General features: G+C 47.8%; 19 protein-coding genes. 7 read left to right on the plus strand and 12 right to left on the minus strand.

Annotation, left to right across the window (positions count from 1 at the left end):
• Window positions 1-93: 93 nt before the first annotated feature.
• The gene (locus L3C95_RS31850; protein WP_236394707.1) at window positions 94-1398 is read right to left on the minus strand and encodes a GH36-type glycosyl hydrolase domain-containing protein; all 1305 of its coding nucleotides are present in this window, start codon (window positions 1396-1398) and stop codon (window positions 94-96) included.
• 100 nt (window positions 1399-1498) lie between these two features.
• On the opposite strand from L3C95_RS31850, the gene L3C95_RS31855 reads away from it, so the two are divergent.
• Window positions 1499-2512, plus strand: coding sequence for a phosphotransferase enzyme family protein (locus L3C95_RS31855; protein WP_236394709.1), 1014 nt, complete (start codon window positions 1499-1501; stop codon window positions 2510-2512).
• Window positions 2513-3109: 597 nt separating this feature from the next.
• Here L3C95_RS31855 and ychF read toward each other — a convergent pair.
• Entirely contained in the window at window positions 3110-4213 is a 1104-nt protein-coding gene (gene ychF / locus L3C95_RS31860) for a redox-regulated ATPase YchF (protein WP_236394711.1), read from the minus strand.
• A 144-nt stretch (window positions 4214-4357) separates the two neighbouring features.
• Here ychF and L3C95_RS31865 point away from each other — a divergent pair, with 144 nt between their 5' ends.
• From L3C95_RS31865 to L3C95_RS31875, 3 genes are all read left to right on the plus strand, one after another.
• Window positions 4358-5590 carry a nucleoside recognition domain-containing protein gene (locus tag L3C95_RS31865; RefSeq protein WP_236394713.1) on the plus strand — a complete coding sequence of 411 codons (1233 nt, stop codon included), beginning with the start codon at window positions 4358-4360 and terminating at the stop codon, window positions 5588-5590.
• Between the two features lie 90 nt (window positions 5591-5680).
• Window positions 5681-6925, plus strand: a complete 1245-nt coding sequence (locus L3C95_RS31870) for a YeiH family protein (protein WP_236394714.1) — start codon at window positions 5681-5683, stop codon at window positions 6923-6925.
• Window positions 6926-6979: 54 nt separating this feature from the next.
• Window positions 6980-8266, plus strand: a complete 1287-nt coding sequence (locus tag L3C95_RS31875) for a glycosyltransferase family 39 protein (protein WP_236394716.1) — start codon at window positions 6980-6982, stop codon at window positions 8264-8266.
• A 6-nt stretch (window positions 8267-8272) separates the two neighbouring features.
• Here L3C95_RS31875 and L3C95_RS31880 read toward each other — a convergent pair whose 3' ends face one another.
• Both L3C95_RS31880 and L3C95_RS31885 read right to left on the minus strand, forming a co-directional pair.
• Window positions 8273-8566: an MTH1187 family thiamine-binding protein gene (locus L3C95_RS31880; protein ID WP_149698772.1), complete on the minus strand. Its 294-nt coding sequence runs from the start codon at window positions 8564-8566 to the stop codon at window positions 8273-8275.
• 340 nt (window positions 8567-8906) lie between these two features.
• Window positions 8907-10454: a bifunctional GNAT family N-acetyltransferase/carbon-nitrogen hydrolase family protein gene (locus L3C95_RS31885; RefSeq protein ID WP_236394718.1), complete on the minus strand. Its 1548-nt coding sequence runs from the start codon at window positions 10452-10454 to the stop codon at window positions 8907-8909.
• Between the two features lie 133 nt (window positions 10455-10587).
• On the opposite strand from L3C95_RS31885, the gene L3C95_RS35160 reads away from it, so the two are divergent.
• Entirely contained in the window at window positions 10588-11790 is a 1203-nt protein-coding gene (locus L3C95_RS35160) for a glycosyltransferase (RefSeq protein ID WP_236394720.1), read from the plus strand.
• A 4-nt stretch (window positions 11791-11794) separates the two neighbouring features.
• The gene (locus L3C95_RS35165) at window positions 11795-12424 is read left to right on the plus strand and encodes an acyltransferase (RefSeq protein WP_317207725.1); all 630 of its coding nucleotides are present in this window, start codon (window positions 11795-11797) and stop codon (window positions 12422-12424) included.
• A 4-nt stretch (window positions 12425-12428) separates the two neighbouring features.
• Here L3C95_RS35165 and L3C95_RS31905 read toward each other — a convergent pair whose 3' ends face one another.
• Window positions 12429-16616 carry a PKD domain-containing protein gene (locus L3C95_RS31905; RefSeq protein WP_236394722.1) on the minus strand — a complete coding sequence of 1396 codons (4188 nt, stop codon included), beginning with the start codon at window positions 16614-16616 and terminating at the stop codon, window positions 12429-12431.
• A 511-nt stretch (window positions 16617-17127) separates the two neighbouring features.
• Here L3C95_RS31905 and L3C95_RS31910 point away from each other — a divergent pair.
• On the plus strand, window positions 17128-18465 hold the full coding sequence (locus tag L3C95_RS31910; protein WP_236394723.1) for a lipopolysaccharide biosynthesis protein: 1338 nt from the start codon (window positions 17128-17130) through the stop codon (window positions 18463-18465).
• Between the two features lie 56 nt (window positions 18466-18521).
• Here the strand turns inward: L3C95_RS31910 and L3C95_RS31915 are convergent, their stop codons facing one another.
• The 7 genes from L3C95_RS31915 to L3C95_RS31945 form a co-directional block, all read right to left on the minus strand.
• Window positions 18522-19619, minus strand: a complete 1098-nt coding sequence (locus tag L3C95_RS31915) for a hypothetical protein (protein WP_236394725.1) — start codon at window positions 19617-19619, stop codon at window positions 18522-18524.
• A gap of 230 nt (window positions 19620-19849) precedes the next feature.
• A complete protein-coding gene (locus L3C95_RS31920; protein ID WP_236394727.1) occupies window positions 19850-20584 on the minus strand; it encodes a class I SAM-dependent methyltransferase in 735 nt (244 codons plus the stop codon).
• A gap of 12 nt (window positions 20585-20596) precedes the next feature.
• Window positions 20597-21733, minus strand: coding sequence for a glycosyltransferase family 4 protein (locus tag L3C95_RS31925; RefSeq protein ID WP_236394730.1), 1137 nt, complete (start codon window positions 21731-21733; stop codon window positions 20597-20599).
• 3 nt (window positions 21734-21736) lie between these two features.
• Complete coding sequence (asnB, locus tag L3C95_RS31930; RefSeq protein WP_236394732.1) at window positions 21737-23638, minus strand: asparagine synthase (glutamine-hydrolyzing); 1902 nt, start codon at window positions 23636-23638, stop codon at window positions 21737-21739.
• The gene (locus tag L3C95_RS31935; RefSeq protein WP_236394734.1) at window positions 23626-24549 is read right to left on the minus strand and encodes a glycosyltransferase family 2 protein; all 924 of its coding nucleotides are present in this window, start codon (window positions 24547-24549) and stop codon (window positions 23626-23628) included. The genes asnB and L3C95_RS31935 overlap by 13 nt, the downstream gene beginning before the upstream one ends.
• Entirely contained in the window at window positions 24533-25744 is a 1212-nt protein-coding gene (locus L3C95_RS31940) for a glycosyltransferase (protein ID WP_236394736.1), read from the minus strand. Before L3C95_RS31940 ends, L3C95_RS31935 begins: the two co-directional genes overlap by 17 nt.
• Window positions 25744-26904: a sugar transferase gene (locus L3C95_RS31945; RefSeq protein ID WP_236394738.1), complete on the minus strand. Its 1161-nt coding sequence runs from the start codon at window positions 26902-26904 to the stop codon at window positions 25744-25746. The genes L3C95_RS31940 and L3C95_RS31945 overlap by 1 nt, the downstream gene beginning before the upstream one ends.
• Window positions 26905-26929: the final 25 nt, after the last annotated feature.

Genomic DNA, 26929 nt, shown 5'->3' on the forward strand with positions numbered 1-26929 from the left:
TTTATTCTCTTCGGCCAATTCCCTCAGCATCGTGATGGTATCAAACAGGACGCCTGCTTTTCGTTCGTATACCGTCTGGATTAGTAATGCCTGCTATTTATTCTTTTCGGCCCATTCCCTCAACATCGTGATTGTGTCAAACAGGACGCCTGCTTCACCTCTGAAATCGCCCGAGCCTTTCGGTTCGCCGGTACGTACATCGTACCATTCGTAGAAGCCGTTACGGGCGATAGTTCTGGCGATGATCGGCTGGAGTTCGTCCCAGGCTTCCTTCATAAAACCGTTGGCGATGAGGGCTTGTATCATCCGGCCGCCGAACCATGTCCAGTCGCCACCGTTCTGGTAAATGTAAGGGTGCATGTTCGGGAATTCCGCTGCGGGATAAGGCGGATAGACTGTTATACCAATGGTGGCGAATTTCTCTTTGGCAGCAGCATCCACCATTTGCCTGTTAATAGCGGCAATTTCTTTAGGGGTGTGCAAACCGGCCAATATAGCACAGGCAGAGCCACCGGTGTAAAGTATTTTCTTTTCGTTGAATGAAGCGTGGAAAGGACTTCCATCCAGGTAGAGATGAGGAATATACTTCTGCGCTGCTGATTCCCACAGATGTTTGCGTACGTTCTCACTGATCTGCCGGGCAATGTTTGTCCAGTTTTCAGTGGGCTGATAGGTGGCAGGTTTTATTGCCAGGAAATCCTGTATGGCAATCAGATACATGGCATTATCGTATATATCAACGGCCCATTTCGTTTTATGATTAATGGTTACGCCCCAACCGGTTTCCGGCTGTACATCACCCCAGTCAACGGTGGTGGCGCCTTTTACCAATCCATACTTTTCTGACCATCGCTCGTTGTGAACGTAGATGAGCGCTTCCTCCATCCTCCGGATAACTGTCTTCTCTCCTATTTTTTCCTGCAGAATAGATGTATCGCCTGTTACATCTATGTACTTTCTGATGGCCTGGATGAGAGAAGATTCCTGGTCGGTTTCCACGGTATTTTTATGCGCTACCCATTCAGGCGCGGCGGGAAAATAGCGGAATTCGTAACCGGCCGATGCTTTTTTGATATCTATGTATCCATCAACTATATCTCCGCCGTTACCCTGCATTTTAAAGAAGAGCAGCAGTATGTCCCGAACCTTCTCTGCAGCATGTACCTTCAGGGAACCTTTAATGAAGGTATTGAGGTCCCTGATCCAGACCTCCCCATAAGACGTACCGGCATTGAAGCCCGTCAGCAGCCGCAGTGCACGGGCCTGTATCGAGTCCAGCCGCGCATCGTTGCGAATAGTAAGTGAAAGCTCCCTGTTATCCGTTTTTTGTGCAGAGAGTGGTGCCCCGAAGGCTGATAGGAAAAGCGAAATAATTAAGAACGTGGTGAATATCCTCATATATCTGTTTGTTAAGACCTGAGACAAATGTACGCACATGTATTCAAATGTACAAACATTGTATACAATCAGGGCAAGTAAAGAATCTTATATTTGCGCCATGCAAACTGTTTTCCCGACCCTTTATTCGACCCTAAGCCCTACTGCCTTAGCCTCTTATATCAGTCAGCAGTATACAATCGGATCCCTTGAGTGCCGGTTTATCGTACGCGGTGTAGGTGATACTTACCTGGTCAGCTCCGCCAACGAGCGATTCATTTTGCGCATTTACAGGCCATCTCACCGCACCCTGGGTAATATACAAGCCGAAGTGGAATTGCTGACGGCCTTACATACGGCCCAGGTATCCGTATCCTATCCCCTGGCAGATAAAGACGGTCATTATATCCAGTCGCTGCCGGGAGCTGAAGGCACCCGCCATGCAGTACTGTTCAGTTATGCCGAAGGGCGTTCCCATAATATACTGTCGGATATCCAGCTTTATAATTTTGGGCGGGAAATGGCCCGTTTTCATAACATCTCATCGCAGATACAGTTGAGTAATGACCGATGGACATTTGACCTGGAAACGACCTTATTTCAACCACTGGCTGCCGTAAAAGATTATTTCAATGAAGATCCGGCGACTTATGAGTGGTTATTACAGTCGGCAGATAAAGTGAAGACTTTCCTTTCGCAACTGGATACTTCCCATTTTTCTTCCGGCTATTGCCATTTTGATTTCCTGCCAAAGAACTTCCACTTTGACACAAAGGATAACATTACCTTTTTCGATTTTGATTTCTTCGGAAAAGGCTGGCTGGCCCATGACCTCATGACCTTCCAGCAACAATTGCTCTTAGATACCCACCTCGGCCGCCTGACGGCGGAACAGCGGGAAAGGACCTGGTCTCTTTTCGTGGATGCCTACCGTTCCGAACGCGCCCTTAGTGAAGAAGAACTGGCGGCGATACCTTACCTGGGATTGGGATTCTGGGTGTTTTACATGGGTTTCCATGCTACACATGATCAGTTCTATCCGTTAATGCAATCGCATATGTTACAGGGAAGGTTTGCGGTTGTGCGGAAGTTGTTGGAGCGGGCATGGGAGGAGACTACTCCGGTGGAGCGGTAATATTGTCAGTGATTTTAGGGTAGGTCAATTCCGACCTTGTTACCATACCTTTACCATGCCTTTACTATGCCTTTGATATGCCTTTAGCATACCGGAAAATATGGGGCGATAGATAGTATTCATGGTTGATTGATGCCATCATGACAGTTATCTGTGGGGTTCCTGGAGAAGAAAGGCAAGGCCTCCTTTTGAGGTGTTCATGTCCAGCGATGCGTCGGGGATGCGTCCAGTATACGTCGGGTATGGGTCGGGTATGATGAAACGATGTACCATTATCGTCGTGATAAGCAAGCCCTATAAATGTCATGGGGAGAGCGGAAGTAGCAGCGGTTTCAGATGGGAATGGCGGGCCTTCGGCTCTCCGGTGACACGACCGGTGCTGCTAAATCCATATCCCAAATGCTATTCGATTGATAACGCCCAATAGCATTCCAGAGAGGCGCCGACCAACATCCCATACTGAAACCGGGCGTTTCCGCGGTCGAAATCTACATTATTTCCATGACGAGGTATCCCTAAAATAGCGACGCCCCAGGGCCGTCCCTGGAGCGTCTTAGATTTGTTGTACCCCTCAGTGGATTAAAACCCTGAGTATCTTTATACGTTGAAACGGAAGTGCATTACGTCACCATCGTTCACGACATATTCTTTACCTTCTATACGTAAGCGGCCGTTATCGCGGCAGGCAGTTTCAGAGCCAAACTTAACGTAGTCATCATAGGCGATCACTTCGGCCTTGATGAAACCTTTCTCGAAATCAGTGTGGATCACACTGGCAGCCTGTGGCGCTTTCCAGCCGGTGTGGATGGTCCATGCCCTTACTTCCTGCACACCTGCGGTAAAGTAGGTGATCAGGTTCAGGAGGCTGTAAGCGGAACGGATCAGGCGGTTCAGACCAGGTTCAGTCAGGTTGTATTCGGAAAGGAACAATTCTTTATCTGCCGGATCTTCCATTTCGGAGATCTGTGCTTCGATGCTGTTGTTCATCACCACTACTGTAGCATTTTCCGCTTTTACGGAAGCCGCCAGCTGTTCGGAGTATTTGTTGCCGGTCAGCATAGAAGCTTCATCCACGTTCGCCACATACAGTACTGGTTTTTCAGTCAGCAGGAACAGGTCGGCGATCGCTACGCGATCTTCCTTGCTCAGTCCCAGCTCACGGATATTTTTACCTTTTTCCAGGTGCTCCTGGCATTGTTTGAGGATTTCGAATTCTCTTTTAGCTTTAGGATCGCCACCGGTTTTAGCCATTTTCTCGGTACGTGCGATCTTTTTCTCCACGCTTTCGAGGTCTTTCAGTTGTAACTCGGTGTCAATGATCTCTTTATCGCTTACAGGGTTGATAGCGCCTTCTTCCCTGAGGATGTTATCGTCTTCGAAGCAGCGGATCACGTGAACGATGGCATCCACTTCACGGATATTGGCCAGGAACTTGTTACCAAGACCTTCACCTTTACTGGCCCCTTTTACAAGGCCTGCTATGTCTACAAATTCAATAGTAGTAGGGACTACACGGTTGGGTTTCACCAGCTCTTCCAGCTTTGCCAGCCTTTCATCCGGTACGTCTACAAGTCCGACGTTAGGTTCAATGGTACAGAAGCGGTAATTGCTGGCCTGCGCCTTTGCGCTATTGCTTACCGCATTAAATAAAGTCGACTTTCCTACATTCGGCAATCCAACAATTCCTACTTGTAACGCCATTTTTTAAAAAAATTTGCGCGAAGATAATGCTTTTTTAACTACCAATATCAAGTCAGCGCGACGAGTCATCTGGTATAACACAGATTTATGCTTTTAATATTAAATTTTTGCCATTAGATTTGGCATTCAATCATTTCACACCATATGGCATTAAACTACGTCTGGCTGGCTTTCTTCCTGATCTCTTTTGTTGTGGCTGTTTGCCGGCTGATCTTCCTCCAGGATACTGCCGTGTTCTCCACCGTTATGAATGGCATGTTTGAGAGCGCCAAAACCGGGGCGGAGATCTCGCTGGGGCTGGCGGGCATTATGACCTTCTGGCTGGGCATCATGAAAGTCGGGGAAAAAGGTGGAATGATCGCTATCCTGGCCAGGGCGGTAGACCCTTTCTTTTCGAAGCTCTTTCCGGAAATACCTAAAAAACACCCTGCCATGGGGTCTATTCTCATGAATTTCAGCGCCAACGCACTGGGACTGGACAATGCTGCAACTCCCGTTGGACTGAAGGCAATGAAACAGTTGCAGGAGCTGAACCCCGAGCCGGACACTGCCACCAATGCCCAGATCATGTTCCTGGTACTGAACACGGCGGGCATCACGCTGATACCTACCTCGGTAATAGCCCTGCGTATTGCTGCCGGTTCCCATAATGCGGCCGAGATTTTCATTCCTACGCTGATCGGCACCATTATCTCTTTTATATCCGGGTTGATCGCTGTAGCGCTGTACCAGCGTATTAATCTCCTGAAGGCCCCTATCCTGCTGACCTTCGCTGTGTTCGGCCTGGCACTGCTGGGGCTTTATTATATAATGCCTTATCTCACAACAGAGCAGCTGGCACAATACACCGCCTTCGTGGGCGGCTTCACCATTTTTGCCATTATTGTAGGCTTCCTGGCATTGGGGGTTGTTAAGAAAATCAACGTATATGATGTGTTTATAGAGGGGGCGAAAGAAGGTTTCCAGGTATCTATCACCATCATTCCCTACCTGGTCACCATGCTCGTGGCGATCAGTGCTTTTCGGAATACCGGTTGTATGGACTATGTATTGAATGGTATCGCCAGCCTGGTTGCAGCCATGGGCATGAATACAGATTTTGTGCCTGCACTCCCCGTCGGTCTAATGAAGCCGCTCAGCGGAGGCGCTGCCCGCGCCCTGATGGTAGACATTCTGAAAACGAACGGGCCGGATTCTTTCGCAGGACGCCTGGCCAGTATTATACAGGGATCAACAGAGACAACGTTCTATGTACTGGCGGTATATTTCGGTTCTGTGAACATCAAGAAGACGAAATATGCGCTGACATGCGGCCTGATCGCTGATGTGGTGGGATTGATCGCAGCCATCGTAATAGGATACATTTTCTTTCATTAAATAAATTCTTTCACTAACTTGGGGCCTACCACCAATAGATCCGCTTCCACCAAGAGGTACTCTTAAAACATTTAATGCCACTTAACTATCATGCCTAAGAAAACGCTGCACGAAGATTGGATTGCTGTTATCATTGCTTTTTTAACGATTGGCCTGGTGCTTTTAGGTCTCAAACCCGTATTCCCGAAGCTCGCCGTGTGGACAGACGCCTCCTTTGTGACGGCGCAGTTCGGAGGAGTAGCGGTCTGGAAACAAACGGGTATCTTATTTCTGTGGGTCTTTGGCAGCCTGCTGCTGGCAAAGGCTTTTACAGGAAAAGTTGAGTTCGTGAAACTGCTTGTATCGCTGTTGTTTATCGTCTTTATCACCCTGCTGGCGCAGTTCATTGCCAGCAACAAAACAGTGAAGGACTTCGGTATAGAGGTCGTATTATTCAGCCTCATACTGGGATTGCTGATCAGCAACCTGGTGGGCATACCAGCCATATTGCGGCCAGCCATACAGACAGAGCTGTACATCAAGATTGGTCTGGTGCTGCTGGGCGCCAATGTAGTTTTCCAGGACATCCTGAAAGCCGGCGGACTGGGTATCCTGCAATCTGTGGCCGTGGTGTTCACCGTATGGTACTTCAGTTTCTGGGTATGCCGTAAACTGAAACTGGATGACGAGTTCCGCATGATGATCTCGAGTGCGGTATCCATCTGCGGCGTGTCTGCTGCTATCGCTACGGCTGGCGCCATCGAGGGTGATAACAAGAAATTGTCGCATGTCATTTCCCTGGTGCTCATCGTGGCTATTCCAATGATGCTGTTCATGCCTTATATCGCTACCTGGGCGCATATGTCGCCCGCAGTAGCCGGTGCATGGCTGGGCGGCACGATCGATACTTCCGGCGCGGTAGTAGCGGCTGGCACCATCCTCGGAGAAGAAGCGCTAAAATATGCCACCCTGGTTAAATTCTCACAGAATGTGCTGCTTGGACTGGCAGCTTTCTTTATCTCTCTTTACTGGTCGTATTCCCGTAAGGAAGCAGGTTATGAAAAGCCTACCCTTCGTACTATCTGGGAGCGTTTTCCGAAGTTCGTGCTGGGTTTCGTACTGGCGTCCCTCCTGTTTTCCTTTGTACTGCCTACTGCAACAGTAGCTGCTGTAAAAGGTCCTTTAAAGGAATTGCAAACATATTGGTTCGCTATTGCGTTTACCTGTATAGGACTGGAAACTAAATTCACTGATATCTTTAAAATGGAGAATGGCCGTCCTGCAATGGCTTTTATCATTGCACAGCTCTTCAATATCATATTTACGCTGGTGATAGCTTACCTTGTGTTCGGTTGATAAATAACAGGAGACCATCCACAGAACCGCAAGTGAGGGCCTTCACTACAGTCTGTGGATGGTCTGTTGCCGAAAACGAACATGTTGCGCCCCAATATATACGAAAGGATACTGCTGATTGCCGGTCTTGCCGGTTACTTCCTGCTGCTGCTCATCACGCTCCTGCACTGGCAACAACCTTTATTTGACGAGCCATATTTTATCTCCAATGTTCATCTTTTAAAGCAATACGGCCTGTCCCGCACTTTCCTGTTAAACATCGACAATCAGGCGGCCGGGCCTTTATATCAGTTTGTGCATTATGCGCTGGAGCCTGTTACAGGCTTACAGACACCGGGCATCCGGCTGGTGAATACTGTTATGCTGCTCATCATCATTCTACTGCTGACAGGTATTATACGGAAGATGCAGCGACGGGTGAAGAAAAGCGCATGGCTGCCTGCATTACACATCATGGCGGTACCGATGATATGGCAGGTAGCAGGGATGGCGTTGACAGAAATTCCTGCGATATTCTTTGCTACATTATCTATCTGGCTGTTACAACTGGCGCTGGATTATACCCGAAAACCCTGGGCACTGGGTATATTTCTATCCCTGCAGGCAGGATTTTGCCTGGGACTGGCGGCACTGGGCCGTTCGCCTTTTGTGATGATCGTTCCTGCTGCACTGTTATTGCTGCTGCAATCGGCCGGAGAATGGAAGCGCTGGGTAATTGTCAGCATATACATGGGCGTGGCGCTGCTCTGCTGTATACCGGTATTTGTGATCTGGGGAGGTTTCATACCACCGAAGCAGGCGGTGATGAGTACCGGCGGTATTATGCACTGGCATGGCATACTGGCATTTGCGTATAGCGCCCTGATCGTGTTCATCGTTGCGCCGGGCTGGTTTGCTTATAATCGCCCGACATTGCTGGCGTTGATAGGCTTATTTGTTATCGTGTTACCCCTCAACTATTTCTGGCTGCAGGCTGAATATGCCCCGCTGAATGAGGGACTGCAAAAGATCTTTCCGGCAGCTGTCGTACAGCCTTCCTCCTATTTCATTTCCTCGATGCTGATAGTTATTGCGCTATACTTCCTATACAGCGCATTCCTTCAGTGGATGGAACGTCGTACGGAGCCTTTTTTTCTTTTCTTACTACTGGCTACCTTGCTGATACTGGTCACCGGTTTCAAGACGCCGTTTTTCAGCTTCAGGTATGCAGCGCTGGTCGCACCCCTGTTCATCGTACTGCTCGCGCCTTATATCCAGGCCAGCAGAGAGCAGTGTGCCAGGTATGCTGCCGGAATGATCATTGGTCTGTTATCGCTGGAAACCTATTTCCTTTTCAGGTAATATCGTCTAGTCGTACTTGCCGGTCTTGTCTTCAATGCTGACGTCCGCATCTTTTTTGATCTGCATTTTTACGTATACCAGCAGCTGTGAGGCACCGGCTTTGAAACAGACATCCTGTGCCTTGCGAACCACATCCATACATTCGTCATAAGTTCCTTCTATTACCGTTTCGAAAGGACATACCCTGTATTTCAGACCGGAGGCCTGTATCACGGCGATAGCCTCGTCTACCACGGCGTATACCTGATCGCTGGGAACGGAAGGAAGGATCTGGAGTGCTAAATTGATCTTGTGTGCCATATGTGTTTATGCTGTTTGTTTTATGTTTAATCTCATTCCCCCGGGGTTGTACCGGGCGGTCGTTTTTTATTCCCCGGGGTTGAAAACCCCGCGCTACAAACACACGGCACCCAGCGGAGCCGATCGACGCAAATGATCGTGTTATGTGGCCCGGTGTTATATCCGCGGTATTCGTTTGTTTCCGGGTTGTACCGGGGTGTTCGTTTTCATCTCCGGGGTTGAAAACCCCGCGCTACAAACACACGGCACCCAGCGGAGCCGATCGACGCGAATGATCGTGTTATGTTATGTGGTGAATGATCCCGTTATGCGCCTATAAACGAGATATGCATCCCGGTATTCAACTGTTCCTGCCAGGCTTCTTCCATTTCACCTCATAAAGATCCCTCCGCATGTCTTTCCGTGTCTGTACACTGCCAAAGGCATTTAACTCTTTGAGCAGCACCAGGTCCACATCTGCAATAACTACCATTTCCGTATTGGTTGTAGCATCTGCCTTCACACCAGTAACAGGGAATGCAAAATCAGAAGGCGTGAACACCGCGCTCTGCGCATATTGCAGGTCCATATTATTGACCTTTGGCAGATTACCAACACAGCCGGCAATGGCGACATAAATTTCATTTTCTATAGCCCTGGCCTGTGCACAAAACTTCACACGATTGAAGGCATGCTGGGTATCAGTCAGGAAAGGTACAAACAATATTTGCATTCCCTGTTCTGCCAATATACGCGATGGTTCCGGAAACTCTACATCATAGCATATCTGGATGCCTATTTTCCCGCAATCAGTATCGAACACTTTCAGCTTGTCGCCGCCTTTCACGCCCCAGGCATATACTTCACTGGGTGTTGGATGCATTTTGATATATTCTTCGTAGGTACCATCACGGCGGCAAAGGTAACAGATATTGTAGAGGGATTCTTCGATGACGATGGGCATGCTGCCGCAAATGATATTCACGTTGTATGACACTGCATGCTGAATGAGCTGGTCTCGTAGTTGTTCCGTATACTTTGCTACACCCCTGATAGCGCCGGCCGAGTCGAGCTGGCTGAATTCGGCCATGAGCGGTGCATTAAACAGTTCGGGGAATACAACAAAGTCAGAACCATAATCACTCACCGCATCTATAAAGTATTCAACCTGCTGCATGAAACCATCCAGGCTACCATAGTCGCGCATTTGCCATTGCACCAGCCCTATGCGCACGGTGGATTTATTGTACCGGATGGTGTCCTGATCTTTTTCATAGTAGATATTATACCATTGCAGCAAAGTGGCAAAGCCCCTGGAGGCTTCGTCGTGCGGAAGGTAATTCTTCAGGATCTTCTTTACCTGGAAGTCGTTGGAGAACTGGAAAGTCAATGTAGGATCATAGATCTCTTTATCGCGTACTTTCTCGATATAATCCCTGGGCGACATTTCATCTGCATACTTAAGATAATTGGGAATACGGCCACCGGCCACGATACCACGGAGGTTGAGTCTTTCGCAAAGGGTCTTGCGGGCATCGTACAATCGCCGGGCCAGGCGCCGGCCACGATAGTCAGGATGTACGAACACTTCAATACCGTAGAGTATATCACCCTTAGTATCATGTGTACTAAAGGTATAATAACCGGTTATTTGTTCATACGTATGTTCGTCACCGAATTTTCCATAATCAACAATGATAGACAATGCGCAGCCTACCACCTTATCGTTGACGGTAACAGCGATCTGCCCTTCGGGAAAGAGCTCCACCAGCCGGCGGATAGTGGGTTCGCGCCAGTAACTGCCTTCCATGTCTGCATATGCAGAAACCATAGATTCTTTCAGGTCGAGGTAATCTTCAGGAGTCAACTGCCTGATATCGATCGTTTCGGGAATGTGTTTCGAAGTCATAAAATAATAGTTCACTTTTATCTTTTACTGCTGCTTTTCATAATGTAAAAAAAGTAGCTATATTTGGGTCGTTTTTAGCCATGCTCCCTTGAGACCTCAATAAGCAATTATATCACCATAATTCTTAACTGCAGTGTCACTCATCAGGAACCGGGATATTGTTATCATTGGCTTACAGCAGTGGTATACCCCAATAGGAAGTAATTGTAAGAATATAGCGTTACAATTCGCGCGCCACAACCGTGTGTTGTATGTCAATTCACCACTTGACCGCCGAACCATCCTACACCAGAAGGATGATCCAAATATCTCTTATCATCTCAGAACTTTACAGAAGAAAGAACCTGCGATCGTACCGGTGGGGGAAAATCTGTGGGCTTATTATCCATCTTCCATACTTGAATCTATCAACTGGCTGCCGGCCAGGGCACAGCCACTCTTCTCCTGGTTAAACAAACGGAACAACAGGAAGTTTGCTGCCAGCATTAAAGAAGCGATCACAGCACTGGGTTTTTCCGACGTTATCCTCTTCAATGATAACGATATTTTCCGTGGTTTTTATATGAAAGAATTGCTCAAACCGGCTACTTACATTTATTACAGCCGGGACTACCTGCTGGGCGTGGATTACTGGAAAAAACACGGCGAAAAACTGGAGCCGCAGCACATCGCAAAAGCGGATGTAGCCCTGGCGAATTCTCCTTATCTGACAGATATACTTAAAAAATACAATTCGAACAGTTTTTATGTAGGACAGGGATGTGATCTTTCTCTGTTTGACGTTACGCAACAGTATGCTGTACCTGCAGATGTGGCAAATATAAAGGGACCACGAATAGGCTATGTCGGGTCATTGAATGGCTACCGGCTGGATCTGAATATCATTGAGCATATCGCCAGGGAAAAAAGAGACTGGTCGATAGTGCTGGTTGGACCGGAAGACGAGTTCTTCCAGAAGTCCGTGCTGCACCAGTTGCCTAATGTATATTTCCTTGGCAGGAAGGAGCTAAAGGAGCTGCCTGCCTATATCAAGGCCTTCGATGTATGCATCAATCCGCAGCAGGTGAATGTACTGACTGTAGGCAATTATCCACTAAAAATAGACGAATACCTCGCTTTAGGGAAACCGGTGGTAGCAACCGCCACCAGGACAATGGAATATTTCGATTCACACACCTACCTTGCCCGGAATGCAAATGAGTATGTTACGTTGATCGGCAAAGCGCTTGCAGAAGATAGTCCTGCGTTGCAGGAAAGACGCATTGCGTTTGCCCGCTCTCATAGCTGGGAAAACTCTGTAACAGCCATTTATGAGGCAATATTAAATACCGCATGACCAAATGAGCACATTTTCAAGCCTGAAAGAAAAGATCAAAAGTAATCCCGGCCTCAAACAATTTGCACACCGTATGATCATGCCCAAGGGTCAGGCCAGGCCCCGTTTATGGGTAAGACTGGTGGCAAACCGCTTTATACATAAAAGAGGGAAAGGCGCTATTATACGCCGTTATACCCGGCTGGACGTATTCCCCTTCAACAACTTCACACTGGGCGCTAAGTCCATCATTGAGGATTTTGCCACCGTCAATAACGGAATGGGCGATGTACTGATCGGTAACAATGTACAGGTGGGTATGGGAAATGTGCTGATAGGTCCCGTTACCATCGGCGACAATGTGATCATTGCCCAGAACGTGGTGATGTCGGGGCTGAATCACGGCTACCAGGATATTGCTGTTCCGATCGGCATGCAGCCTTGTACTACCAGTGAGATCAGGATTGGCGCAGACAGCTGGATCGGAGCTAACGCCGTGATCACTGCGGGCACAAAAATAGGGGAACATGCAGTGGTAGCAGCGGGTAGCGTTGTTACCAAAGATGTGCCCCCATTCAGTATTGTAGCCGGGAATCCTGCAAGAATCATCAAACAGTATAACCCGGCTACAAAATTATGGGAAAAGGCTTCCTGATCTTTTAATTAGCTTTTATAAACTTCGTACTCCATTTATAAGTGCTGTTCTTGTATACGACCTGCAGGATGTATGTACCTGCGGGCAGCGATGATACATCCAGCGTCTGCTGCTGGTTATCTCCCGCCGGCAGTATATAACTCTTCAGCGCTTTACCTGATATGTTGAAGATGGTGATGGTACCCTGTGTGGCATCTTTCATACGTTGCTTGAAGTACAATGTACTGACAACCGGATTCGGATAGGTCATGATTTCTGCAACGAACGGATCTCCATCCGCTTCCAGTACAGTCACCTCGAAAGTAGAACGGCTGCTCAGCTTATTGGCATCGGTTACGGTCAGTTCAAACACATAGCTGCCTGGGAAGTCCATACCAGAGATCTTCGTACTCCTGGCATTAGGTGCGGAGAATACAGCCTGCACCGGGCCATATACCTGTTTCCATGCATAGGCAGTAATGGTGCTGTTAATAGCGTAAGACGTACTACCATCCGCATTCATGCTTGCTGCCGGCAACTTGAGCGTGAGGTCACCCTGCGTGCGGGCCACAGGCGCCTTGTCGTTATCGTCGGTGGTCTGGGCTGGCAATACTTTCACAGTTATCCGGTCAGTGGCTGTCACCTTATTGTTGTCAGTCACCGTCAGTTCGAATACATATGTACCTTCTGTCAGTGCCGATACCACGTTGATGATGCCCTGGGAATTGGAGAAGCGTACATCTTTACCCGATACCTTCAGCCAGTGATAGCTGGTGATCACACCATCTGCATCGGAAGAAGCTGCAGCATTCAGGATCACGCTGTTCACCGGCAATTTGATGGTCACATCCGCACCAGCATTAGCAACAGGTCCCTTATTGGTAGCGGGAGCAGCCCTTTTCACCACTACTCGCATTGTATCGGTATCAACCTTATTATCATCATCGGCAACGGTGAGTGTCAGCACGTAGGTGCCTTCTATCAGGCCTGTTGCTTTAGTAACAGCTACATTCGATTGTGTGAAGGTACCTCCCGAAGGACCACTTAGCTTCCTCCACGCATATTTCGCGATTCTGCCGTCTGCATCTCTTGAGCCGCTGCCATTCAATTCTACTGTATTGTTGGGCAGTGTGATGGTCTGGTCAGGTCCGGCATTGGCCACAGGAGCTTTGTTTTCGGGTGCAAGACTCACTCTCACCACCACGTTGGCGCTGGAAGTAGCATTATCATCGTCGGTAACGGTCAGGGAGAAGGTGTAAGTACCGCCTACCAAGCCTGTTACGGTTGTTTTAGCGGTGTTAGCACTGGTGACTACACCACCGGCAGCAGGACCGCTTACTTTTTTCCAGGCGTACTTAACGATCTTACCATCTGCATCTGTAGAAGCCGTACCATCGAGTGTTACACTACTGGTTGGTAATGTGATGCTCTGCATGGCACCCGCATCAGCCACAGGGGCCTCGTTTGGTTGTGCAACAGGGTTCACTGTCACCGTCACATTCGCGGTAGCTGTTGCATTATCATCGTCTGTCACGGTCAGGGAGAATACATATGTACCTGCCACCAGAGCTGTTGCGGTAGTTTTAACGAGCGTAGCACCGGATAGTGTACCACCGGCAGGACCGCTTACTTTCTTCCATGCATACTTCATGATCTTACCATCAGCATCTTTGGATGCGGAACCATCCAACGCTACTGAAGTTACAGGTAGCGTAATGGTGGCATTCGCGCCTGCATTAGCCACCGGCGCTTTATTGGCTACAGCAGGATTCACTTTTACGATAACACTGTCTACGTCTGTAGCCGCTTTGTTGTCAGTAACGGTCAGCGTGAAGATGTAAGTACCTGCGGTCAGTCCCGTCACACTTGTTGTGGCAATAGCCGCATTAGTAATTGTTCCTCCGGCTGGTCCGGATAGTTTCTTCCATGCATATTTACTGATCTTACCATCTGCATCGGTGGAAGCAGCAGCATCGAGTGTTACGGTATTTGTTGGCAGGGTGATGGTAACGTCCTTACCGGCATTGGCAACCGGGTTATCGTTCTCTTTACCGGGACCGGAAGCACCCTGGTATTCATAGGCCCCCACATCAAACCCTTTGTTCACGGGCCTTCTGTTACCATCAAGATCGTCAGTCAGGCCCAGGTCACTCACTGATTTACCGCCATCAATCGCTTTGGAATTACTGGCGAGGTGCAGATCGCCGCCGGCTACGTTTGTGACTACCTTAGCAGCATTCGCAATGGTAGAGAACAGGTTATTACCGTGGTCGAATTTAATGTTCTGCGCACCTCTGATATAGATACCGTCAGTGGGATAACTGCCTCCCAGCGATTTTTCGATGATCAGGTTGTTGTATACTTTATGGCCTACTTTGGTCAGGTAGGCGTATATCTTGATACCGCTATTGCCGGTATTATAGATCGTATTGTTGTAGATGTAGGCTGTTACAGGTTCCAGGATCAGCTTATCTGCCACCTGTATACCTTCCCCGTTCTCTACATTGGAAACAGTGTTGTTGTATACGTAAGAGACGCCGGATCCGAATAATGCAATGCCGGGCAGATAGCCGTTGTCCACCACGTTGTCGTACAGCTTCACGCGGGAGCCGCCACCCATCAGCATTCCATAACTCTGAGCATCCAGCCGGTTAGTACCGTAGTTACGGACAACGTTGTTGTGTACCCTATTCTCTCCCATATCAGCCATGGCTACCTGAATACCATCCTGGCCCATGTACTGGAGGTCGTTGTCGTATACTTCCAGGTCCTGGATGTGGTGGGACCTGATGCCTTTACAGAGAAGGTAATCCATGATGTAGTGTGTATTACCGATATAGAATCCTTCATAGGCAGCATAACGGCCTTTGATGTGGTGGATCTTCACGTTCTTCATCACGTATTTACCTTCCCAGAACTGCGGATTGTTACATTCCTGTGTGGTCTTGGCTACGATAAACGAGCCTACGTCGTGGATATAGAAGTTGTGTACGTCGATATCAGAACTGCCTGAACCCAGGTACATTCCCTGCATTTTAACACCGATCAGGTTCTTACCATTCACATCGAAACCATATTCTATGCCGGGCGTACCGGAACCTGTAATGTGCAGGAATTTACCACCCATGATACCGAATGAAACATCTGTTTTCAGGGTCTTGATACCTGTTCTTACCACACCGCCACAGTTGGTGATAACGATAGGTTTAGCGGCCGTACCAACGAGGTTACCAAGCTGTATAAACTCATACTCGCCTGCAGGTATACAGAGTGTATCGCCTGGGTTTAGTTTGAAGGCGCTCATGGCATCCGTATAGTACATACCGTTACCGATATTCGGCTTTGCCATTACTTTTTTATTGCCTGAAGGAGGAGGAGCCGGCGGATTGGTTACGGGTGTGCCTTTTTCGTACTGCAGCATCCACTCGTATACGTTCATGCCGTTCTCCTTATAGGAAGGATCATAAGCTTTAGACCATGCATCATGGCCTTTTGCGTCGAAAATGGTGAGTTTAGGTTCCGGATTTGCAGCGGGTGTATAGGCCTCTATCATGGAAACCCAGTCTTTCGAATATTGTGAGGGCACCATAGGGTCATCATCGTTATGAAGGAACCACATCGGCACATCATTCTTAGCTACTGTGTTAGGGGCTCTGGGAAGTAGTTTCGGGTTCATATTGCCCGCAATAGGTACAGCAGCGGCAGTTACCTGAGCGTAGGAATCGCCTGCACTCGCAAAATCTTCCGTGACACCGCCACCCATGCTCAATCCTGTTATGTAGATGCGTTTAGGGTCAATCCTGAATTTGCCTTTCAGATAATTGATCAGACTTAATACATCTACCGGGGACGGAATTTTCTTAAACTGCGGTGCTGCTACGATAAATGAATACGATTTGCCTTTGACGTTAAAAGAGGCTGGAAACGTGCCGTTGGTAATGAGTTTAGGTATGCCGTTCCTCAGCACAGCAGGTAGCTGTGTGGTACCGTTACCCAGTTCTCCTATCCCATGAATGAAGATCAGCAGTGGAAAAGATTCCCTGCTGTTCGCATAGGATTTTGGAACGTATTCATAATACCCCCCGGAATTTGTAACATTGGTTCCGGCTAATGATACCGCTGTCATCTGAGCGGTTGTTGCTAGCGTAGTGTACAGTATCACTGCAAGGCATACAGTGAACCTCCTGAACAAAGTTGTGTACAAATGTTTCATCAGTCAGGTTTTTCAAATTATCATATATGGTGCGCCTGGAGGGGTGTAGCCCCTTCTGCTAAAAATGCAAAGCGATCAGTTGAAAATGGTTAATTCACGCTGGATGTAATCGTGTACGTTCTCCTACAGAGTTCTCTTCAAGGTCGTCGTGATGTTTCCGCTACTCGCCTGGTTCTTCATAAGGGCGTCTGATTAAGCTGGTGTGTCCCCAATCTTCTGATGGTCCTTGTACAACTTAAATGTTATATAAAGATTCGGCGGCAAAGTACACTATTTTCACAATCAAATAGAATATTTTTTATATGTAATTATATTAATTAATAAAGCATTATAAAAACTAATACGTAAATAGGTAGCAGATATGTTATTGCTGGGGCTGGGCGAAATTAAATTTTGTTAACCTTTTACATTATGGTAATATTGTGGGCATCGGAATACACCGTTCCCCCAATAATCTTATCCTGTAAAAAGACCGCACAAATTTCAATTTATTGGTTTTCATATCAAATACATGGGATTTAAATTATTATCGGTATTTAACAACAGGCATTTTCACTCCTTATTAGGTAATCTCGTCTCTGCTTTTCTGAATGTATTATCGTTTGCCATACTCGTTCGTTTACTATCGCTTTCCGCATTCGGGGAATGGGTATTGTTTATAGGCACTTATACTGTACTTGATCAGATCCGTACGGCTTTGCTGCAATCGGGCATCATAAAATTCTATACCGGTGCTGATAAAGAAACGGGCCGGGAGGTTGCCGGCAGCGCATGGTACCTCGTGCTCATTTTAACGGGCATTTACCTGGTTTTAAATCTCATTGCAGGAGTTGTACTGTACAACTATTTTGATGAAACCTGGCGCTTTTTTATGCGCTGGCTGGGCCTCATGATGGTGGTGTCTGTACCCTTCAACGTAGCCAGCTGGTTCCTGCAGTCGGAACATCGCTTTGACAAGATATTGCAGATACGTTTCTGGCAGAACGGGGGTTTCCTGGTATTGATATTATTGTTTCATTTCTTCAGCACTGTTACACTTCCGCATGTACTGATTGCATACATGACAGGGCTGGCGGCTACCAGCGCTTTCACATTGATAAAAGGATGGACCAAGGTGCGTAGCGTTGTACACAGTACTAAGAAACAGGTGATCGTGCTGGTGAAATACGGCTGGCTCATTGTAGGCAGCATGATCTCTTCCGGCTTCCTCAACTACTCAGATAATTTCCTGATCCGTACTATGATCAGTCCTGCGGCAGTGGCTATTTACAGCATTCCGCAGAAATTCATGGAGGTAATAGAGATCATTCTCCGCAGCTTCGTGGCTACGGCGCAGCCTACGCTTTCCGGGGCTGCCAACAGGAATGACTGGAGAGAAGTATCACGGGCTTTCAGCCGCTATACGGGCGTTGTGAGCATCGTGATCATTCCCTTTATCATTGGTATGATCATCTTTACCAAACCACTGATCATCATTCTCGCAGGCCGTGCATACCTGCCGGCAACAGATGTGGTGCGGATCTTTCTGTTATGTGCCTTCCTCTATCCTATTGACCGCTTCATTGGGGTGGCGCTGGATATGATCAACCGGCCGCTGACCAATTTCTACAAAAACTTCATCAAACTGGTGCTGAACATTATCGGCGATATTGTTTTCATATTACTCTTCCATGATGTACGCTGGGTTGCATTCGGCTCGCTGTTGAATATGATCATTTGTGTAGTGATAGGTTACTATATGCTGAGGAAATATGTGCCATTCACGACGGGTGAGATTATCAGGCTGGGATGGGCAGAATGCCTGGTAATGCTGGGGAAGGTAAGCGGGAAATTAAAGCTGGTAAAGTAACAGGGAGTTGCCTGTTTCCCGACAGAAAGAAAACAGGCAACCACTTTATAATACGATCAGGGCGTGTCCATGCTCTGGATCAACGCAACCAGGGCGGCCGGAGTTACCGGGGCCAACGTGAAATTAATTCCTACAAAATTCTGACCACCGGAAGGCGCCGGAATATTGACAGGCAGTTTCTGAGCGAAGAAGTTACCGTTCAGCGCTGTAATGGCCAGGAAGGTACCTGCCTGACCAATAGGCACAGAATTCTGATAACTTAGTAAACCCTGGCGACCAACAGGCGCATTCAGGATCACATTGTACAGTTTCACCACCGTATTTGAACCGGCAGGTTTAAAGAACAGCATGCAGGGCTCTTCGCCACCGTAGCTGGTTTGCGTAGCCGGGTTGTAGAAATTGGTGAAATAACCCAGTACAGTGGTTTTCGGACCAGGCAGGCTGCTCAGCGCATCGCAGTTTCTCCAGTTCATCAGGCTGTCGAGACGGAAATTCAGCGTGCTGGTAGTGCCATCGAATAATGCAAATCCAGGCGCCGGATTCCAGGAAACACCCTGATTAGCGCTGGCAGCAACCGAGAGGGTTACAGGCTGATTTGAATCGTTATGACCGGAAGTAGTGATAATAATAGTCGTATCACCACCCCACATCGGTACACCATCCTGTGCTGGCCTTTTAGGAGCTGGTACCTGTACGGCTATGGCGCTGTCGACACGCAATTTCAGGTCCTGTCCTGCCTGAGTAGCACGTACGTAAAATTCACCGTAAGAAGTAAGCTGGGCCCCGCCAGTGGTAGCCGTGGGCCTGCTGGCAAAGATCATGCTGCTGGGTTTTAAGATCTCCTTAATGACGATGTCTACGGCACCTGTAACCGGGGCGCCACTTTGCGTGGTGAGGGAGTTCGGACTGAAGGTGTAAACAGAACCTTGTTTTGTTTTGATTCTACCTCCCTGTCTGGCTTCAATTCTGAAAAATTCATACTGTGGACCATTTTGCTTCAACAGCTTTGCCAGCATAGCTCCATCGGCATCTGCCTCGGCCTGTACGGCAGCCATGTCGTTGTTACGTGGCAGTTTGGCGTCTTTAGAACAGGATACAAAAGTGAGTGCGGCTATGCACAAGCCGCTCCACGCGGTGAGGGAAAAGGATTTCATTGTGGTTTGTTTTAAGTTAGGGGTTTTCTGTCGGGCATAAAATTATTCATTATGGCTGCTGTAATATAGACACCTGCAATATAACGCGCCTGAATACTTGTGATATCTGCATTTAAATTTGTTGCTATCTCTTAAAAACTGCAGTGTATATGCACGTATCATCAAAATGAAAAGGCCTCCGGGCTTTCGCCCGGAAGCCTTTCGCTCCTTAAAAACAATCCTGTATTAGACTAAATTCTTTTCAGCACTTTCGATCTGATAATGCTTTTGCAGATATCCGTGAATGCCCTTGTGGCCTCTGCCAGTTCTCTTCCGAGGGAACGTTGCGGAAAATAACGCAGTACCATTTCACGGGTCCACGGTTCTTCAAAATATTTGAGAATGTCTTTGTCTTCCGGATTCACAATAAACTCAAAGCTGCCTTCCCACTCCACACGCATCGTGTGCAGGTTGGGGTGAGTCCTTTCCATGATCTTATAACCGATGGAGGCCTTGGGCAGGTATTCCAGGTACAGATCCCCGAAGTCGAAACTGGTAGGGAAAGAGATCCTTTCTTTATCTACCAGTACTACTTTTCCTTCTATTTCCAGCAGTACCCACTTGTGTGATTTTTTAGGGAAAAGATGTTCGCCCAGCAGGGATGGCGTTTCGATATAACCTCTCTTCGCTACGCGGAACTGTTCATTAAGGAAAGCCACCGGGTCTTCCACATGTTCCAGTACGTGATTACAGATCACATAGTCAAATTCCTTGTCCTTGAATGGCAGGTTCTCCCCATCCGCTTTCAGGAACTGCTGATTTCTCAGCACTTTTATATCGCCGCTACGATGCGTATTGTCGTCTACGTACTTATCTACCACCACATTTGATCGGGGATGCGGATTGTGGCCGCCTCCCACCTCAAGTACCCTGTCCGTTTTTTTAATATTCAGGTCGAAACGGGATTGGGGATTTCTGATTTTCATGCGTAAAGTTTATTAATCGTGTAATGGCGCCAGCATCTGCTGGTACACCGTTTCTATTCTATGGGTCATGTCACGTACATCAAAGTTCGCTTTCACACACTTACCGGCGTTTTCCGCCAGGCGGCTCCGTAGTACATCATCCTGTATCAGCCTTTCTAAAGCAGCTGCCAGCGCAGTTTCGTCTTTTGGCGGCACCAGCAGGCCTGTTACTTCGTGTTCTACTGCTTCCCGCGTGCCATCCACATCGGATGCGATCACCGCTTTACCCATTGCCATGGCTTCCAGCACACCTATGGGGAATCCTTCCCAGAGTGAAGGCAGGCAATAGATGTCCACTGCGTTCAATACAGCAGGTACATCCTGACGGAAATTGTCGAAGATCACCCTGTCGCTGATACCCAGGTCTTTTGCCAGCTGTACGGCGGCATCTTTCAGGTCGCCCTCTCCTATCATTAACAAGGTAAGGTCCTTAAAGTTGCTGCATACCCTTGCGTAAGCTCTCAACATTCCCAGCGGATCTTTCTGTTCCGTGATGCGGACAATATACCCGATCACCAGGTGATGCTCAGGAATGCCATATAAAGCCTTTACATCGGGATAATCACCAAAACGGTTAAACTTCTCAAGGTTCACGCCGTTTCTGACCACCAGCGACTTAAAACGCCCAAATGCGCGCACTCCTGTCTGGTGATTGGAATCAGAAACCGTTATATTGAGCCGAGTACGCTGCGTAATGAACTTTTCCGCCATGATCCTTGCCTTTCTGTTCCAGGAAGGCAAGCTGTCATGGAAAGACCATCCATGGATAGTATATATTACCGGCAGGTCCAGGCAACGGGCTGCCCAGAGTACATTGGTATTAGCGCGGGTACCGTGCACATGTACGATATCCATCCGTTGCTCTTTCAGGAATTGTTTTACTTTCATCCAGACCTTGATGTCAAAGGCCTTCTCGGTATGAATGACATGGGCGGGCACGCCCAGCTGGCCAAGGGATGTGATCATGGGGCCGTCAGTAAAGGATAGCACCACCGGCTCGAAAAGCCCTTTGTCCAGGTAGCGGACGAGATCGAGCACATGGCTTTCTCCTCCTCCTATTTTGCCCTGGCGGATCGTTTGTAATACCCTGATCTTCTTAGTCGCTTCCATCTGTTACAATTGTTCCATCCACCGGCTATACCACAACTGGAATACAAGGATGTTCCAGAGTTTCTGGTGACTCACCTTTCCGCCGTCAAAATAATTCTGCTTCAATGTCTGGATATGTGCCGGATCGAAAAGCCCGGTCTGTTCCAGTTTGGCGGGCGATAAATAATACGCCATCTGTTCCTTCAGTTCGTCTCTGAACCAATGCGTCAGCGGCGCGATAAACGGCCTCTTGGGGCGGTCCATCAGTGTTTTCGGTATATACTGGTGTACGATTTCTTTCAGAATATATTTGTTGATCTTGTTCTTCACTTTCACATGTGCGGGCACTTTGGCCAGGAACTCCACCAGGCGGTGGTCCAGCATTGGCTCACGGCCTTCGATACTTACCGACATCGTAGCCCTGTCCACTTTCACCAGGTTATTGTCTACCAGGAAGGTTTTATAGTCAACAGACAGCAGCCGGTTTAGCGAATCATTGATATTGTTCAGTTCACCGTTCATATCAAAATTCGTCTTGTAGGTACAACGCGTACCGCCCAGGTAACTGGCCGCTTCTGTCTCAGTAATATACTGACTGATATATTTCAATGCCTGCTGCGATTTGCCGGATGCCCAGATCAGTTTCATCTTTTCATAACGGCTGGCAAAGTTGTATTGTTTATTGAAGTAAGGAATATGGGCCGGATTTACCAGTTTCATGACCTTACTTACCACACCCTGCAGCGACTTGGGCATACTTTCCGTGTAATGCAGGGACTGGTTGAATTTATTATAACCTGCGAAGAGCTCATCACCTCCATCGGCAGACAGCACCACTTTCACCTGTTTAGCGGCCAGTTTACTGACCAGCGTAGTAGGAACGGTAGAGTTATCGGCAAAAGGCTCATCATAGATCTCCGGCAGATGTTCCAGTATGTCGCGTGCGTCTGAGGCACCCACTATCCATTCTGTATGGTCAGTGCCCAGGTGCTGTGCTATCCTGCGGGCTTCTTTGGATTCGTCGAACTGCGCTTCCTTATAACCAATGGTGAAGGTCTTGAGGCGGCTGCCGGAAGAAGCCTGTAGTATGGCTGCCACGCTGGAGCTGTCGTAACCTCCGCTCAGGAATACGCCAACGGGAACGTCGGCTACCATCCTGTACTTGTACGCGCTTTCCATCAGTTCTTTGGTATGACGGATGATATCGCCTTCATACATACCTGTCAGCGGCTGGCGGTAGGCATCCAGTACGCTCCAGTATTCGGAGGTGGTCAGTGCCTTATTCTTCAGGGACAGATGCATGAAATGCCCCGGCTTCAGTTTATGCGTATGCTCGAAGATGGTATACGGCGCGGGGATATAGCTATACTGGAGGAACAGTGACACACTGTTCACATCGATCTTTTTCTCGAAATCGGGGAAACGGCTGAAGCTTTTCAGTTCGGAAGCAAACAGCAGTACATTGTTATGCCAGTAGTAATACAGCGGTTTTACGCCTGCCCTGTCGCGGCAGAAGATGACCTGCTGCTCTTCCCTGTCATAGATCACAAAGGCGAACATACCGATGCAGCGGTCTACTATCTTTTCTTTCCAGCAATCGTATCCTTTGATCAATACTTCTGTATCGCTGCTGGAAGTAAAGCGGTACCCCTGGTGTTCCAGTTCCCGGCGTATTTCTTTAAAGTTGTATACCTCTCCGTTGAAGATCATGGTATACTGTTTAAAATGCATCGGCTGATGCCCGCCGCTGGAAAGGTCGAGGATGGACAGACGGCGCTGGCCCAGTCCTATTAATGCATTAGGGTGTTCAAACACTTCATAGCCACCGTCGTCAGGCCCCCGATGCAACAGTGCATCGGTCATGTCTTTCAGCACGGGGAGGCTCGCTTTTTTGGAAAAATCAATAAACCCTGCTATGCCACACATGGTAATAATTTTAGTTGACGATGCTTTACGTTCCACATAATGCCTTTCCAGAAAGCCCTTAAGTGTTCCTTCTCTTTATTCAGAAGGAATTGTAATGTATTCTTGGGAATGGTAAACAACGTCAGGTACAGTAAAAAGATGATCCGGTTAGGTAATGCCACATTCCTCCGCATGAACAGTATCCTGTTCCTGGTAAGGTAGTAGGTCTTTAATGGGCTGTTTTTGCCCGTCGTCATTGATTCTTTATGATAGATAAGTGATTTATACTGATAATAGATCTTATAGCCTTTACGTTTGAATTGTTCGCACCAGTCAAACTCTTCATAATACAGGAAGTATACTTCCGGCATCAGCCCCACTTCCTGCAACATGGAGGTTTTGGTCATCATACCGCCGCCGTGTGCATAGTTGGTAGCAGATATCTGGTCGTACTGGCCCTGATCAGGCTCTTTACAACCGATCATGCTGTTCCTGCCGGTGAATACATCCACCGACTGGTAGCCGGCATATTCGATAATGCCCTTGTCAAAGAAGTAATGAAATTTGGGGCTCACCATCCCTGCATCGGGATGTGCGTGAAAGACTTCCAGCAAACCTTCTATGAGGCCGTCTGTAAATTCCGTATCGTTATTCACGAGGAAAACATATTCACCTGTCGCTTCGCGTATACCAAGATTATTACCCCCCGCAAAGCCTCTGTTTGTAGCGCTCCTGATCACTTTCACTGCAGGGTAAGCCGCGAGCAGTGCAGCCGTTGGATCTTCTACGGAAGCATTGTCCACAACGATCACTTCCACATTGCGGTAACTGTTTTTGCTGATGGAAGCCAGCAATTCACATGTAACGCTGCTTGTATTGTAGTTGACCGTTACAATGGAAACAAGCGGTGTTATTTTACTTTCCTGTAACATTGACCAGTGGATTATCGATGGTTGTTTTGGAATGCTTAGTATGAATGAAGGTCTTATCAGCACCTTTAAGCTTGAATACCAGTGAGAGCATGATACCTACTACATGAGGGAGGTTCATTAATACAGTGAACAGGTATTTTGAGTAAAACTTGCCGGGAAGTGGCAGCATCATACTGATAGCAAATGCACCCAGGCAGATCGTCCAGGCAGATACTGGTAATGTGAGGTAACTACCGAATACCAGGTACAGGGCTGTCATGAACAGTACGCCTGCCAGCAATAGCATACGTGGCAATAACATGTTCTGTCCTACGGACATATAGAAATAGTCTATCCTTCCTTTCAGTAATGCCTGGAACCCACGTACAAAGTAATGGCGGAGATATACGAACTGGCTGGACAGCCAGCGCTTACGCTGGTTTTCAAATGCTGCAGCGTTGGCCACTTTCTCATCGAATATGAGTGCTTCTTCCAGGTAATGTATTTTATACCCTTTATCTACCAGCAGCTGCTGCAACACTTTATCGAAACCACCGGTAGCCTCCGTTTCCAGCAGGGCCTGTTTCATCAGCTGATATTCGAAGCCGATGCCGGAACCGATGATCGAGGCAGAAAGGCCAAGTGCATTGGCGCCCTTGCGGTTGATGTGGTTGGCGATTATTTCATTTGCAGCGTCGAGGATAGCGAAAGGCGAATCCATGTTCTTTGCCACACGCTGCGCCTGAATGATGTGGTGCCCCTGCTGATAAGCAATATTGATCTTCTGCAGGAAATCGGGCGCCGGGATATTATCTGCATCAGCGATCACTGCCATGTCATAAATATTATCATCCAGCTGTGCAAATGCTGCGTTCAGTGATTTCGCTTTTGTGCTTTTCTTAAAAGAGACAGGAATCACGGAGATGCCCTCCTCCTCCAATGTCTGGATAGTTGCCGGTTTCAGGGAATCGGCAATAACGATCACTTTATAGCTGTCGGCCGGGTAGTCCAGCGACTCATAACTGGTGGCGGCATGAAGGATGATCTCATCTTCTTTATAGGCAGGCACCAGGATGGCGATCCTGCAGTAAGCGGTAACTTCCGCTGTAGCTTTGGTCTTCCTGGGAAACAGCTTACCGGCAACAGAGAACAGGAGGTTATAAAGTACGCAGCCTCCGAGGTATCCGAATATGATTAATTCAATCGTCAGGATCATTATACATTATCTTTTTGTATTAACGCTTTGGGGGTGTTCGCCATAATCCACATGTCGTAGGTGAAGCTATGCGAATTGGAATAGTCGATATCCAATGCAATTCTTTCTTCTACAGACATATCTTTCTTTCCCCTTTTGCTGATCTGCCAGAGACCAGTGATGCCTGCGGGTGCGAGGAACCGCTGTGCCCATTCATCTGTGGTCAGTGCGGCAGCTTCGTATAGTGGTAAGGGTCTGTTGCCAACGAGCGACATATCTCCTATTAATACATTAAACAGCTGGGGAAGTTCATCGAGACTGGTATTTCTTAAAAAGGCGCCGAAGCGTGTTATCCTGGGGTCATTGGACACTTTATAGAAAACCGTACCATTGCCACCCTTATATTGATTCAGGTGTTGCAGCTGCTGCAGTTTTTTGTCTGCATCTGCAACCATGGTCCTGAACTTATAGAATTTAAACACCTGGTAGTTCCTGCCGGCCCGGCGTGCTGCATAAAAAATAGGCCCTTTGGATTCCAGTTTAATGATGGCGGCGATTAACAATAAGAGGGGGCTGATAATAATTAAAAGGCAGCTGGCGACAACGATATCAAAAGTTCTTTTCAATACAGCGTTCAGGGTTCTCTTAGTCCTGATCCTCTTGCCGCCGTTGACTACTGTAAGCGGGGGGTAAGTATTCAGCTGTTTGAATTTGCTGATGAAAGATATTTTAGATGGTAATTTTGAAAGGCATTTAGCTGTAATGATCTCATCGATGAAGGCATATTTCTTCACGGCAGCTTTCATTTCGGGGGTAATCTCTTCAACATCCACATACAACAGGAAAGGGATACAGGAGTAACAGATTTCCTTCTTCAGGTATTCTTTCCAGGCGTTCAGTCCTTTCTGATCTTCAGTGTGCGACCTATATATAATAACGCCGGGCCTTCTTCGGAAGACAGACTGTAGTTGCTCCATCGTTGCCGTGGCGGTATCAAAATCCTGTGCGAAGAAACACTTGTATCCCGCTGCCTCAAATTCCGGGGCATTCATATGTTGCCCTACAAACAGCACAATATGGCTGTCTGCAGCTATCTGGCGGGGCATTGCCTGTTCACGCTCTTCAAACTGCTTTGGGGCCGCATTCTTCAATACGCTCAGTTCAGGTGTAAATGTATTCATGCTAACAAAGGAATTAATGGTTACA

This window comes from Chitinophaga filiformis (assembly GCF_021646545.1).
Lineage (GTDB): Bacteria > Bacteroidota > Bacteroidia > Chitinophagales > Chitinophagaceae > Chitinophaga > Chitinophaga filiformis_A.